At 35.0% G+C, this 13,978-nt stretch carries 15 protein-coding genes and 1 tRNA gene; 7 read left to right on the plus strand and 9 right to left on the minus strand.

The features are described 5' to 3' along the window. The first annotated feature begins 29 nt into the window (after nt 1–29). Entirely contained in the window at nt 30–551 is a 522-nt protein-coding gene (fabA, locus tag GQ593_RS06795) for a bifunctional 3-hydroxydecanoyl-ACP dehydratase/trans-2-decenoyl-ACP isomerase (protein ID WP_065581835.1), read from the plus strand. Between the two features lie 237 nt (nt 552–788). Then, nucleotides 789–1,271, plus strand: coding sequence for a thermonuclease family protein (locus tag GQ593_RS06800; protein ID WP_160431361.1), 483 nt, complete (start codon nt 789–791; stop codon nt 1,269–1,271). A gap of 17 nt (nt 1,272–1,288) precedes the next feature. Here the strand turns inward: GQ593_RS06800 and GQ593_RS06805 are convergent, their stop codons facing one another. The 8 genes from GQ593_RS06805 to bamE all read right to left on the minus strand — a co-directional run bounded on the left by GQ593_RS06805 (nt 1,289) and on the right by bamE (nt 8,055). Beyond that, nucleotides 1,289–1,567: a DUF5339 domain-containing protein gene (locus GQ593_RS06805; RefSeq protein ID WP_160431362.1), complete on the minus strand. Its 279-nt coding sequence runs from the start codon at nt 1,565–1,567 to the stop codon at nt 1,289–1,291. A 165-nt stretch (nt 1,568–1,732) separates the two neighbouring features. Then, entirely contained in the window at nt 1,733–1,942 is a 210-nt protein-coding gene (gene cspE / locus GQ593_RS06810; RefSeq protein WP_034909833.1) for a transcription antiterminator/RNA stability regulator CspE, read from the minus strand. A 497-nt stretch (nt 1,943–2,439) separates the two neighbouring features. Beyond that, nucleotides 2,440–2,994, minus strand: a complete 555-nt coding sequence (locus tag GQ593_RS06815) for a hypothetical protein (RefSeq protein ID WP_160431363.1) — start codon at nt 2,992–2,994, stop codon at nt 2,440–2,442. 119 nt (nt 2,995–3,113) lie between these two features. Continuing rightward, a tRNA-Arg gene (locus GQ593_RS06820) sits at nt 3,114–3,190 on the minus strand. A gap of 228 nt (nt 3,191–3,418) precedes the next feature. After that, nucleotides 3,419–4,201, minus strand: a complete 783-nt coding sequence (locus tag GQ593_RS06825) for a hypothetical protein (RefSeq protein WP_160431364.1) — start codon at nt 4,199–4,201, stop codon at nt 3,419–3,421. A 37-nt stretch (nt 4,202–4,238) separates the two neighbouring features. Further along, nucleotides 4,239–6,254: a DNA helicase Rep gene (rep, locus tag GQ593_RS06830; protein ID WP_160431365.1), complete on the minus strand. Its 2,016-nt coding sequence runs from the start codon at nt 6,252–6,254 to the stop codon at nt 4,239–4,241. Nucleotides 6,255–6,358: 104 nt separating this feature from the next. After that, nucleotides 6,359–7,285: a tRNA dihydrouridine(20/20a) synthase DusA gene (gene dusA / locus GQ593_RS06835; RefSeq protein WP_160431402.1), complete on the minus strand. Its 927-nt coding sequence runs from the start codon at nt 7,283–7,285 to the stop codon at nt 6,359–6,361. 347 nt (nt 7,286–7,632) lie between these two features. Beyond that, complete coding sequence (gene bamE / locus GQ593_RS06840; RefSeq protein ID WP_160431366.1) at nt 7,633–8,055, minus strand: outer membrane protein assembly factor BamE; 423 nt, start codon at nt 8,053–8,055, stop codon at nt 7,633–7,635. 206 nt (nt 8,056–8,261) lie between these two features. Between bamE and GQ593_RS06845 the strand changes: the two genes are divergently transcribed. Further along, a complete protein-coding gene (locus GQ593_RS06845; protein WP_160431367.1) occupies nt 8,262–8,873 on the plus strand; it encodes an FKBP-type peptidyl-prolyl cis-trans isomerase in 612 nt (203 codons plus the stop codon). Nucleotides 8,874–8,914: 41 nt separating this feature from the next. On the opposite strand, the gene GQ593_RS06850 is transcribed toward GQ593_RS06845, so the two are convergent. Continuing rightward, nucleotides 8,915–10,111: an MFS transporter gene (locus tag GQ593_RS06850; RefSeq protein WP_160431368.1), complete on the minus strand. Its 1,197-nt coding sequence runs from the start codon at nt 10,109–10,111 to the stop codon at nt 8,915–8,917. A 134-nt stretch (nt 10,112–10,245) separates the two neighbouring features. Here GQ593_RS06850 and dapB point away from each other — a divergent pair, with 134 nt between their 5' ends. The 4 genes from dapB (at nt 10,246) to tamA (ending at nt 13,977) form a co-directional block, all read left to right on the plus strand. Then, entirely contained in the window at nt 10,246–11,067 is an 822-nt protein-coding gene (dapB, locus tag GQ593_RS06855; protein WP_160431369.1) for a 4-hydroxy-tetrahydrodipicolinate reductase, read from the plus strand. Nucleotides 11,068–11,074: 7 nt separating this feature from the next. Continuing rightward, complete coding sequence (gene tadA / locus GQ593_RS06860; RefSeq protein WP_160431370.1) at nt 11,075–11,572, plus strand: tRNA adenosine(34) deaminase TadA; 498 nt, start codon at nt 11,075–11,077, stop codon at nt 11,570–11,572. 132 nt (nt 11,573–11,704) lie between these two features. Next, complete coding sequence (gene hpt / locus GQ593_RS06865; RefSeq protein WP_085247860.1) at nt 11,705–12,244, plus strand: hypoxanthine phosphoribosyltransferase; 540 nt, start codon at nt 11,705–11,707, stop codon at nt 12,242–12,244. A 17-nt stretch (nt 12,245–12,261) separates the two neighbouring features. Continuing rightward, nucleotides 12,262–13,977, plus strand: a complete 1,716-nt coding sequence (gene tamA / locus GQ593_RS06870) for an autotransporter assembly complex protein TamA (RefSeq protein WP_442903595.1) — start codon at nt 12,262–12,264, stop codon at nt 13,975–13,977. The last annotated feature ends 1 nt before the right edge of the window (nt 13,978 follow it).

The raw sequence follows: 13,978 nt of genomic DNA on the forward strand, positions 1-13,978 counted from the left end.
TTAATTTACATTAAATAAAAGGTTTTTTTATGACATTTGAACGTAAATCATCGTACGATAAAGCAGATTTAATTAAATCAGGAAATAATGAACTATTTGGCCATGATGGCCCTCCATTACCATCTGATTTAATGTTAATGATGGATCGTGTTATCGAGATGAATGAAAACGGTGGTAATTTTGGCAAAGGTTTTGTCGAGGCAGAACTTGATATTAATCCTGATTTATGGTTTTTTAAATGTCATTTTAAAAACGATCCAGTTATGCCGGGCTGCCTTGGACTTGATGCTATGTGGCAATTAGTGGGATTTTATTTAGGTTGGATTGGCGGTAAAGGTAAAGGACGAGCTTTAGGTGTTGGTGAAGTAAAATTCACCGGACAAGTATTACCAACCAATAAAAAAGTGACTTATAAAATCCATTTTAAACGCGTAATTAACCGCAAATTAATTATGGGTATTGGTGATGGTGAAGTTTTTGTTGATGGCAAACTAATTTACCAAGCATCTGATTTAAAAGTAGGTTTATTCCAAGATACCAATACTTTTTAATTTAAAAATCTTCCTCATTCCAATCAGCCATACACAATATAAGTATGGCTGAATATAATGCTTTTTCTCATTAAAAATAATTTATCATCGCTAAGTTAGATTTTGTTTATCAGAGTATAAACACAGAAACAGTCATGAAACAAACGGCTAACTATCAAGTAAAAATATCATCACAACGTCGTAAGTTTCAATAATCAATGTATAATGCTACAAATTATTATACTTTTTTTATTTATCATGAATTACTTAAAACACTTATTGATTTTTATTATTCTATTTTTTTTATCAAATACACTAACTTATGCCGATTTCAGCGGTAAAGTTGTCAAAGTAATTGATGGAGACACAGTAGATATTTTGACGGTAAAAAAGCAAAAAATTCGTGTTCGATTACTTGATATTGATGCGCCAGAAATAGGGCAAGCCTTTGGTAATGCATCACGAAGATATTTAGCCTCACTCATTGCGGGTAAAAATGTTTCTGTTAAAGAAAATAAAAAAGATATCTATAAAAGAACTTTAGGTACTATCTTTTTTAATGAGGTGAATATCAATGCCAAAATGGTAGAGAGTGGTTACGCTTGGGCTTATCGTTATAAAGGAGTCGCTGACAACAAGATAATGGTAAAATTAGAGGTAAATGCAAAACAAAACAAAAAAGGGCTATGGAAAGATAAACATCCTATAGCTCCTTGGGATTTTCGTCATAATAAACGATAAATTGGCTTATAAAACACTTATTTTTTAAGTAAAGTTGCCTCAATTTGTTTAAGTAAATTGATGCCTTGTTGACAAGCTGATTCTTGTTTAGTTTCTGGCATTGAAGAAATTTGTTGTTTAGCGTTTTCTAAGTTTTGCTTTATCATATTAGTTTGTTGCTTTGTTGCTGTATCTTCAGGGATAGCTTTCACTAGGCTGTCAACTTTATCGAAATAAGCACTACATGATTCAGATAAATCTGCCATAGCAAACGACGAAAGACCTAATAATGCAATAGATAATACTAACTTTGTCATTGTTTTTCCTTATATCATATGTTTATTCATGATATCACTAAAAATGATAATCTATGTTATAAAATAACTAATTAATGATAAAGGATTTAAGGTGGGAAGTCTAATTACTAAACATCTTATCAGTAAATGTTTACTGATAAGATAATAAAAGATAAGGCGTAAATCTTAGATAATAGTCACATCTGCTGCCGCAGGACCACGAGGGCTGTCTTGAATTGAGAATTCTACTTGTTGACCTTCGCCTAATGTTTTGAATCCATCACCAGAAATTGCTGAAAAATGTACAAATACATCTTTACTACCATCAGCAGGAGAAATAAAACCAAAACCTTTACTTTCGTTGAACCATTTAACTTGACCAGTTTTCTTAGACATAATAATCTTCCTATAAATAAATTAATCTTAGCCATTAAGGCTATATTCAAAAACATAAAACCTAGATTACTCACTAACACTAAGAAGAAGATACTGAAGAAAACTAATCTCTAAGACATCGTAAACTACAAACTACATATATCTAAATGTTACAAAATAAATCCGCATGTCGTATGCTTAGCTCTATTTACGCATAAAAAAATGACTAATGCAAGAAATCTTTTGAAAGATTTGTTAATAGCACTGAAATAAAACAATTCTGTACTGTAGAAATTATTATAATACAAAACAATTTCGGGGAAAACGCCTTATGAGTTTTTAGAGGATTATTTTAATCATGAAGTGTAAAAAACTCGATGTTTTCCTACAGTTTAATGATTTTTGCTGTTTGATTCATTTCTGACTCTTCTTTTCGTGTTATAAAATAATTCAAATGTCAGATTAAATTTAAGGCTACTACATATTGTTGTAGAACTGGTGAACGCCTTTAGCTTGAATTAAAACGCTATCATGCTATAGGGCGTTCGCCCTATTCTTTTGATGGTTAAGTATTGCTTAATATCATAATAACCATTATAACAATCATCATTATACTTATGTATTTTTTCTTTTAGTTCTTGAATATTTTTACTCTTAGTAAATCCAACACACCAATAAGATCTAACATCAATATTTTCATTTTTTTTTATACTAAGTATTTTTTGTAAATCAAGAAACATATTTTTTATACAATCTGAAGGAGAAGCATTCTGTTTAAATTCAATAAATAAAAAATAATTTTGTGACCAACCTTTTTTCCTCACAACAAAATCAGGGATAATGCTACACCGATTTTTCATGGCTGCATATCGTTTATCAGGTAAGCATCTTAACTCTCTGTACCACTCAATATTGTCTTCTAACTCAGTTAGGTAATAAGAAAACTCAATTTGTAGCCATGTCTCCCACCCTCTAATATTCTGTTTATCAATTATCTTTAATTTTTGACGAAATACACGACTACTTGTAAATGTATCCAATAATTCAATTAGAAATGCATGATCTCTTTTCATAATAATTAAGTTGAATTCTATTGAAAAATAAATATTAAAGCACAGTTAAGCTGTAAAATTCAACTTAAGCAGTTAAATTTTATAAAACATTTGAAATTGATTTAACTCATTGATTTTAATGGCGTCCCCTACAGGATTCGAACCTGTGACCTACGGCTTAGAAGGCCGTTGCTCTATCCAGCTGAGCTAAGGAGACTGGGATTGGATTTGTTGATTAGACGCTGTGTATTATATAAAGCTATTTCTATCCGTCAATGATTTTTAATGGTTTATTGTATTGGATTGTCAAAATATCGCCAATTCTAGGTTTTTATTTTTTGTTTTGGTTATGAATATAGCCAATTCATAAGTAATTTGATGACTATTTGATATATAGCGCTTTTTAAGCACTATATATCATTTTATTTGTTAATCGCTTTTAATTTTAATTATTTTCCTCTATTTTTTCAGGTGTTTTATTTTTTTTGTTGGCTATTTGGCATAGTTCTTCGCATTTGCTTTTTTTCATCACTTCGATAATGTGTGAAAACTGTGCTTCAAATGTTGGTTGTTGGGTTATTAGTGTTTCAGCCTTTTCGATAATCAGTAGCTTTTGTTGTTCAGTTATCACATTTGCATAATTTTCAGCCGATTGTTCTAGAGTGGTGATAATATTAAGTTTGGATTGTTCAGTTAGACAGTCCGGTAGTTCCATCCACTTAAATCCACCATAATAGTATTTTAACATTTCTTCTTGCATCATTTTTGTACTATATGTTATAACTCCGCCCCTCTCCGCTTCTGGAAGTTCTTTATAAAACTGGTTAACTTGCTGTGATATTGCCGCAAAATATTTTATATTAAAATTACTTAATAGAATGATTTCAGCTTGGAATTTTTTTAGGTTATTGGTTAGGTCTTGGCTCGTTAATTCGTTTGATTTATTTGGCGAAAAGATTAAATACATTTCTACTATATAGTTAATATAATTGGTGATTTGCAATTTTTCGTCTAATTTATCGTTTGAAAAATTTCCAATAAGTTTGGGATCGGTGAATTTTCTAAGAATTGCTTTACCTTCTGCTGTATCTAACCTAGGTAATGTTTTTTGAGATTCAATTTGTTTGATTAATAGATAAAACTGCGTGTTGTCAGAGTGATAATTAAAGTCTATCGCATGCGCGAAACAACTGATTAATATTAATATGGCACTTATTATTAACTTCATATTTTGTATTCCTTACATTGTCATGGTTAATATTTGCTTATTTAGCCTTGGCAATCTGCGCTTTTAGCATGGCTAGGCGGCTTTGTCCTTGTTGCATTTTTTTTTCGGGAGATAGTTCGTTGCGTTGATCTTGCCATGCCAAGTCATCTTGTGGTAGTTCTAATAAGAATCGACTTGGTTCGACTTGTATTGTCTCTCCAAATTGTTTACGTTGTCGGCTAAATGAAAATGTGAGCACTTGTTGAGCTCGAGTAATGCCTACATAGGCTAGGCGACGCTCTTCTTCAATGTTGTCTTCGTCAATACTGTTTTGGTGGGGTAATAAGCCTTCGGACATGCCCACCAAATACACATAAGGAAACTCTAACCCTTTCGAAGCATGCAGTGTCATAAGCTGAACTTGATCGAGCTCTTCTTCGGTTTCATTACGTTCTAGCATGTCTCGTAAGGTGAATCTGGCAACGGCTTGTTCAAGTGTCATAGCTTCGTCAATATCATCGCCTTTTAACATGTCATTTAACCAGCTAACTAGCTGTTCGACATTGCGCATACGCATTTGCCCTGATGCAGGGGATGTGGATGTTTCATAAATCCAGCTTTCGTAATTGATGCCATGCAGTAGTTCATAAATCACGTCCATCGGTTCATGCTGCGATTTTTGAATAAGCGTATCAAACCAATGGATAAATACCTGTAATGATTCCATGCGCTTGCCTGATAGTAGTTGAGTTAGCCCCATATCATGACTTGCTTGATATAGGCTGACACCGCGGTGATTTGCCCACTCCCCTAGTTTTTGGATGGTTGCAGGGCCAATTTCTCGTTTTGGTGTGTTGATAATGCGAATAAATGCATTGTCATCATCAGTGTTAGTTAATAACCGCAAATACGCCATTAAGTCTTTAATTTCAATTCGCGCAAAAAACGATGTTCCGCCGGAGATTCGATAGGGTATGCGATATTGCATTAACATCTTTTCAATTAGTCGAGCCTGATGATTACCACGATATAAAATAGCATATTGACCATATTGACCGTTATGCGCAAAGCGATGACCAATAAGATCATTAATGACTTTTTCGGCTTCGTGCTCTTCACTATCAGCAGAAATGACTTTTAATGTTTCGCCATAACCTAATTCTGAAAACAGTTTTTTTTCAAAGATGTGTGGATTATTTTCGATTAAAATATTCGCCACTTTTAAAATTCGACCCGATGATCGATAATTTTGTTCTAGTTTGATGACTTCTAATGTTGGAAAATCTTGTTTAAGTAATACTAAATTTTGTGGCCTTGCACCTCGCCATGAGTAAATAGATTGGTCATCATCACCAACGACGGTAAATTTGGCTCGGTTGCCAACTAGTAATTTGATAAATTCGTATTGGCTTGTGTTAGTATCTTGATACTCGTCAACTAGCAAGTAACGAACTTTGTTTTGCCACTTTTCGCGGACTTGTTCGTTGTTTTTTAATAATAGCGTAGGTAGTAAGATGAGATCATCAAAATCTAAAATACTACACGATTTTAGTTGTTTTTCGTAAAGTTGATAGCAGTGTGCAAAGAGCTTTTCTTTGTTAGTTTGTGCCCTTGCCATGGCAGTGGTTGAGTCGATAATGTCGTTTTTCCAATTTGATATAGTGGCACGTAGTTGGTTGATAAGGTCTTTGTCATTATCTAACCATTGTTGTGTGAGCTCTTTTAATAGTGCTGTTTGGTCATGATCGTCAAATAATGAAAAGTTCGACTTAATACCAAGGTGTGTATATTCTTTGCGAACGATATCTAACCCTAAGGTATGGAATGTCGATATTTTTAGCCCTCTGGCTTCTTGTTTGCTAAGCGATTGGGCTATGCGTTCTTTCATTTCGCGTGCTGCTTTGTTGGTGAAAGTGACGGCAATAATATGGCGTGGCAAATATTCTTTAACACGAATTAGATAAGCAATTTTGTTGATGATAACCCGAGTCTTTCCAGAGCCTGCACCCGCTAATACAAGGCAAGGTCCTGAAACATATTCAACGGCTTTTTGTTGACTTGAATTTAAACGCACTGAATAAAACCATTAAGAAAATTGTTGGCTAGTATATAACGATATACTAGCTATGTGCAATTAGCGCCATTATAAAGCGAATATGATTGCTTTTTTATAGAATATTATTGGATGAATGTTAAAGCCTGTTCTACTACCTCAACCCCAGCTCCTTTTTTATGAGCATTTTCACTAAGATAACGTCGCCATTGCCTTGCCCCTTTACGTCCATTAAATATACCTAAAGTATGGCGCATAATATGGTTAAGTTGTGCACCTTGCATTAACTGCTGTTCGATATAAGGGTAAAGTTCACGAATGGCAGATAGTGGATCGATAACAGAGGTATTTGTGCCAAAAATTTGCGTATCAATTTCAGTAAGTAATAGTGGGTTTTGATATGCTTCTCGTCCTATCATCACACCATCAACATACTGCAAGTGATATTTTATTTCGTCAATCGTTTTAATACCACCATTAATGGCTATCGTTAAATTGGGATAATCTTGTTTGAGTTTATAAACACGATCATAATCAAGCGGAGGGATTTCCCGATTTTCCTTTGGACTTAATCCCGATAACCACGCTTTGCGTGCATGTACAATAAATGTTTGGGTATAAGGCATGACTTTTTCAATAAACTGGCATAAAAAGGCATAACTATCAAAATGATCAATACCAATTCGGGTTTTTACTGTGACGGGGATATCCACCTGATCTTGCATTTGTGCAACACAGTCTGCAACTAAATCGGCTTTTCCCATTAAACAAGCACCAAACATGCCATTTTGTACACGATCGGATGGACAACCCACATTTAAATTTATTTCATCATAACCACGTTCTTGCGCTAATTTTGCACATTGTGCTAATGCTTTAGGATCGCTACCACCTAGTTGCAAGCTAACTGGATGCTCTTCATGATTGAAAGCTAAATAATCCCCTTTTCCAAATAAAATCGCGCCAGTGGTCACCATTTCGGTATAGAGCAATGTTTGTTTAGTTAAAATTCGATGAAAATAGCGGCAATGCTTATCGGTCCAATCAAGCATAGGGGCAATGGAAAAACGATTTAGACTTGAACTGTTATGCAAAAAAACCTCGATATCAATTAAAAATCCGTTATTTTACTCGACGTTTTTAAATAAAACCACAATATAAATAATAAGAATGGATGCAAAACAAACAAATATCTCAATATACGACTATTGTAAATATTTTTAATTATATTTATCGCTTCAATACTGCTTTTTATAATATACATGCAAACTATTATTACTTTATACGGTAGTTATTACTAATAATCGTTGCAAGCTATTACCTTTCTTTTATAGGTATAAAATTTAAATAGGTAAACAAAAATCAAAAACCTCGTTTTTAAGCGAGGTTTTTGTTTTGATTAAGATTCAGATTCAGAATTATCATCTTCAGACTTAGTATCAATTGGGTCTGATATACCTTGTTTATTCATTTCTTCTAATGATTTAGATCCTGCTAACTCTGAATTTTTGATATCCTTTACAATGCCCATTTCATCAAAATATACAGCATAAGTTCTTTGGCTAACAGCCTCATGCTGCGGTTGTTGACGAAAAACATAATACCAAACGTTATCGCCAAAAACAGAAGTTAACATTGGCGATCCCATAATAAATACAACCTGCTCTTTACTTTGACCAACTTGTAATAGCTCAATGGCATCTTGTGTCACATAATTACCTTGGTTGATATCAGGTCTATATACCCAACGCTCAACAACCGAACAACCAGTTAATAAAACACTCGTTACAATTGCAAAGGCGGTAAATTTACGAAACAGCATCTAACTTTATCCATTAAAAAAATAATAGGCTATATTATCGCTGATATTTTGCCTGAGTGCTAGCCAAATTGATAAATTCTTTAACAATTAGCTAATAATCAAGTTATCGTCAAGCAATGATATCAATTATCACTTGACTTTTATCCTTGTATCCACCAATTTAATATAGTCATAATAGACGCTTTTTTAAATAATTAAGGTACAAAATGAAACTAGAAACAATAGATCAAAAAGCAAGTTATGCTATTGGATTACAAATTGGACAACAATTGAAAGAATCAGGCTTAAATAATTTAGAAATTAATGCGTTAAAACAAGCAATAGAAGATGTTTTAGCCGGTAATCCGCCTGCACTACCTTTGCAAGAACTACATGATGCACTACGCCATGTACACGAACAAGCAACAAAAGAAAAAGCCAAACAAGCAGAAAAAATTGCTCAAGCAGGTAAAGATTTTCTTGCCAAAAATCTTGAGAAAGATGGCATTAAATCAACTGAATCGGGTCTACAGTATGAAATCATCCAACAAGGTGATGGCGCTTTACCTAAAGCAACAGATCGCGTCCAAGTCCATTATACGGGTCAATTGATTGATGGTACTGTATTTGATAGCTCAGTAGAGCGTGGACAACCGGCTGAGTTTCCTGTCAATGGCGTAATTCAAGGCTGGGTTGAAGCGCTACAACTGATGCCTGAAGGTTCAAAATGGCGTTTATATATTCCTCAAGAGTTAGCTTATGGCGCTCAGGGTGCTGGTGCATCAATTCCACCATACAGTGCATTAATTTTTGATGTTGAATTATTAAAAATTTTATAAGCAAGAATGGACGCGACTTGGCGTCCATTTGTTTTAAACTATTATTGTTTAGGAAGAAGATAGGCGCTAAATGCCGCCAGTAACAATAAAATACTTGCCGTACCAAACGCAACTAAATGAGTGTGTAAGTGATCGTAAGCCCATCCACCTAACCATGAACCAATCATCGCACCAATTTGATGCCCCAAATAGGTTAATCCAGAAAGTAATCCCACAATTTTTACACCATAAATATCTGCTGTAATAGCTCCAGACATTGACAAAGCGCCAGCCCAAACCAAACCACCCACTGCTGCAATAGTAAAAAGCTGCCATTTAGTTGATGCTAAAACAAGAGCAATAAAACCTAAGCCTCGTATTAAATAAACCATCATCAAAATGTTTTTTCGTTGTACTATATCAGATAGATAACCCAAAACTAAGGTACTAAAAATAGCGACTAAACCAATTAAACCAATACCATTAGAACTGGTGATAGGATCAAATCCATGATCGATAAGCATTGGGACACCGTGTGTTCCTAATAAATTCATACTAAAGCCACAGGTAAAAAGCCCAAAACTCAGTTGCCAAAATGGACGTGTTTTTAACACATCTATAAGTTTGATACTAGGCTCTATTTTTTGATTGATAACAGGCTCTATACTAGAATTTTCGATCTCAGATTGATTATCTTTCATAATAAACAAAGCAATAGGCAAGGCGATAATCATAAAAATCACAGCAAACGAAATTAGCGTTGTTTGCCATCCATAAATAGGAATGAAGAATGCAAAAACAGGTAACATCACCGCAATACCTGCCATACTTCCTGTTGATAAAATAAATAAGGCCAATCCTCTGCGTTTAATAAACCAACGCGCTACAATGGACGTAAAGCTAACTGACCCCACAAAAGAAGTACCAAAAGATAATGCAATACCGAAAGATAGTAAAAAGCTCCAATAATCAGTTGAGTTAGCTGACCAAACTGTCGAGATAATAATAATGATCGCACCTAATATTAGGACAAAACGAGTACTATACTTACCCACTAAATATCCTGCTATTGGCATTGCGATACCTGAAAAAAGCATGCCTATAGCAATAATGCCAGAAAGGACGCTACGACTAAACCCAAGATCATTGGCAATGGGTAGGAAAAAAACACCCATACTCATTCTCAACCCACTAGAAAGCAAAGTGAGAAAAGATGCTGCAATAACGATATTCCAACCAAAATACCATGGAGATCGCATAATAACTCCTGATTATTTTTTATAGAAAACGGATCAAAAATTGTAGCATTTAAGTTTAGCTGATGTGTATAAGTTATTTATTTTCCGCTATAATATTTATTTATCTACATTCACAAAAAGTTAAGGAAAGTTATATGTCAACAAACATGATTCGTATTGCGGTAACTGGCGCTGGTGGCAAAATGGGACGGCAACTTATCCAAGCTGTTTCGCAAATCGAAGGGGTTACCTTAGGTGCAGCATTTGAACGAGCTGGTTCATCACTAATTGGTAGTGATGCTGGTGAACTTGCTGGGATCGGTATGTGTGGCATTAAAGTCACCGATAATTTAGCACAAGCTAAAGACCAATTTGACGTACTGATCGATTTTACCCGACCTGAAGGCACCCTTGCACACTTAGCTTTTTGTGTTGAAAATAAAAAAATGATAATCATTGGCACAACTGGTTTTGATGATGCAGGTAAACAAGCTATTGCTGATGCAGCTAAAAACATTGCCATTGTATTTGCGGCAAACTTCAGTGTCGGTGTTAACTTAGTGCTGAAATTATTGGAAAAAGCCACCAAAATTATGGGCGGTTATACTGATATCGAAATTATTGAAGCGCATCACCGTCATAAGGTTGATGCGCCGTCTGGTACTGCATTAGCCATGGGTGAAGCAATAGCAGATGCACTTGATTGCAACTTAAAAGAGCGTGCAGTTTACTGTCGCGAAGGTCACACAGGGGAAAGACCACAAGGTGCTATCGGCTTTGCAACTATCCGAGCTGGGGACATAGTAGGAGAACATACCGCTATTTTTGCCGATATTGGTGAACGTGTTGAAATTAGTCATAAAGCATCCAGCCGTATGACATTCGCTAATGGCGCTGTACGAGCTTCACTCTGGCTTGCCAAACAACCTGTTGGTTTATACGACATGCGTGATGTTCTAAATCTCAATAATTTGTAATTTGAAAATGTCAGATGAAATTTGGATGCACCGTGCATTAATGCTTGCTAATCGTGCCGAATCGATAGGAGAGATCCCGGTCGGTGCGGTGATTGTTGATGAAAATAATCAAATTATTGGTGAAGGCTTTAATCAACCCATTAGTAAGCATAATCCCACTGCTCACGCCGAAATACTAGCTATTGAACAAGCGGGTAAATTTTTGAATAACTATCGCATAATTAATACAACCTTATATGTCACTCTTGAACCTTGTATTATGTGTGCTGGCGCCATTATTCATAGCCGTATTAAACGTGTAGTATATGGTGCACGTGATTACAAAACTGGCGCAGCAGGTTCTTTTATCGATATTCTTGCTCAGCAAGGCATCAACCATTATGCAGAAGTGACAGGCGGAGTACTAGCTAACGAATGTAGTACTATTTTGAGTGATTTTTTTAAAAAACGGCGTTTACAAAAAAAAGTGACTAAAAATTGTTGTCAAAAAGTTTCAGGTAACTAGGTGTTTGAGTATAAAATACGAAAATCTATTCCCATGTTAGTTTAATAAAAAATGGGTTCGCTTATTCTTTTTACCAAGGAAAATTGCTAGAATCTCATTTAATTTTTTAAAAATTTAATTTGAGCATTATTAATGAAAAAACACACATTAGAAATGATGATATCTACTGATGATATCCAAAAGCGCGTGATTGAACTAGGTCAACAAATCAGTCAAGATTATCAACATAGCCAAAATGAACTTATTTTAGTTGGTCTTTTACGTGGCTCTTTCATTTTTATGGCCGATTTGAGCAGAGCAATTACCGTTGGACACGAGGTTGATTTTATGACTGCGTCAAGCTATGGTAATGCTGTTATTAGTAACCGTGATGTTAAAATATTAAAAGATTTAGACGAAGATATCCGAGATAAAGATGTATTGATTATCGAAGATATTATAGACACGGGTAATACACTTAGCAAAGTTATGGCTATTTTAAAATTACGCCATCCTCGTAGTATTGAAATTTGTACACTACTAGATAAGCCTTCACGGCGCGAAGTGAACGTTCCAGTGAAATATATCGGATTTTCGATTCCTGACGAATTTGTCGTGGGTTATGGTATTGACTATGCTCAGCACTACCGTCACTTACCTTATATTGGTCATGTTACTTTACTTGAATCTTAATATTATACGAGGTGTATGTGTCGCGATTTTCCTGTTCATTAGGTTTTCTCTTAGTGCTGACAGCTACAGCAAGTTATGCTGATATGAAATTATCCATTAAGGGATTAACAGGAGAACTTGCTGATAATGTTGAGGCGCGTACTTCATTAATTACACCTGACAAAGTTAGTGATACCCCAAATTTTAAACGTTATTTTGAAAGTGAAGCCCAAAAAGCACTACGCGCATTAGGTTACTACTCCCCTACTTTTGAATATAACGCACAAAACCCTAAAGTGCTTGTTGTTAGTATATCACCTGGCGAACCTGTATTAGTTGAGCAGCTCAATGTCAATATTACTGGGGACGGACAAAAAGATCCCGATTTTGAATATTTGCTAAAAAATAATTTACCCAAAATTGGCGATGTGTTAAATCATGGTATTTATGAATCATTTAAGAAAAGCCTACAAAATTTATCACTAAAAAAAGGTTACTTTGATGCCAATATGCCTAAACATCAGTTAGCTGTCTTGCTGTCTAAGCATCAAGCCTTTTGGAATATTGATTATACGACAGGTAGACGCTATCGATTCGGTAAAGTTACTTTTCATAATGCCAAAATCCGTGATGATTATTTAGCTAATATTGTGCCATTTAAAGAGGGTGAGGAATATACAGCCGAGCAGTTGTCATTATTAAATAGAAGCCTTACCTCAACAAACTGGTTTAATTCGGTGGTGGTTGTCCCAGATTTTCCGCATTTAACAGAAGATAAAGTGCTTCCCATCGATGTAGAAACCTCACCTCGCAAAAAAAATAATATGGATTTAGGATTAGGCTTTTCAACTGATAACGGTGTGCACGGTAAAATTGGTTGGAATAAACCGTGGATCAATAGCCGAGGACAAAGTTTTCAAAGTAACTTATCGCTATCTTCACCAGAACAGCTGGTCACTATGAGTTACAAAATCCCGTTAAAAAAATCACCGTTAGAACAATATTATACTATCCAAGGTGGTTATAAAAAGATTGATAATAATGATACCTATTCGCGTTCTTATACGTTCGGAGCTTTACGCAACTGGGATAATTTTTATGGATGGCAAACAGCATTAGGTTTCAATGCGTTACAAGATGATTTTACCCAAGGAGATGCAAGTTTTAAAACATTTTTGTATTATCCTTCGCTTAGCTTATCAAGAATCCGTTCTGATGGTGAATTATTGGCGATGTGGGGCGATTCGCAGCGTTACTCTGTTGAAGCAGCAGGAAAGGAATTAGGTTCAGATATTAATTTTGTACGCTTTCAAGCACAGCAAACTTGGATTCGATCACTAAAAAAATCGCATCGATTTATAGCCCGCGGTAATTTTGGCATTATACAAGCAAACAATTTTGACCGAGTTCCACCTTCATTCAGATTTTTTGCCGGTGGTGAACGCAGTATTCGAGGTTACAGTTATCAATCTATTTCACCTAAGGATAAAAAAGACAAGTTAAAAGGTGCCTCTAAACTCATTACAGGTTCGCTTGAATATCAATATAATTTATCTGGATCATGGTGGGGAGCTGCGTTTGTAGATACAGGCGAAGCTATAGACAAAGTTGATAAAACCAAATTTTATACTGGAACAGGATTGGGTATTCGTTGGGCATCACCTGTTGGACCAATAAAAATGGATTTAGCAACACCGCTCAACAAAGACACTGGTTCTATTCACCTATACATTGGCCTAGGAAGCGAATTATAAT

Origin of the sequence: Gilliamella sp. Pas-s25, from assembly GCF_009795885.1 — a bacterium.
Lineage (GTDB): Bacteria > Pseudomonadota > Gammaproteobacteria > Enterobacterales > Orbaceae > Gilliamella.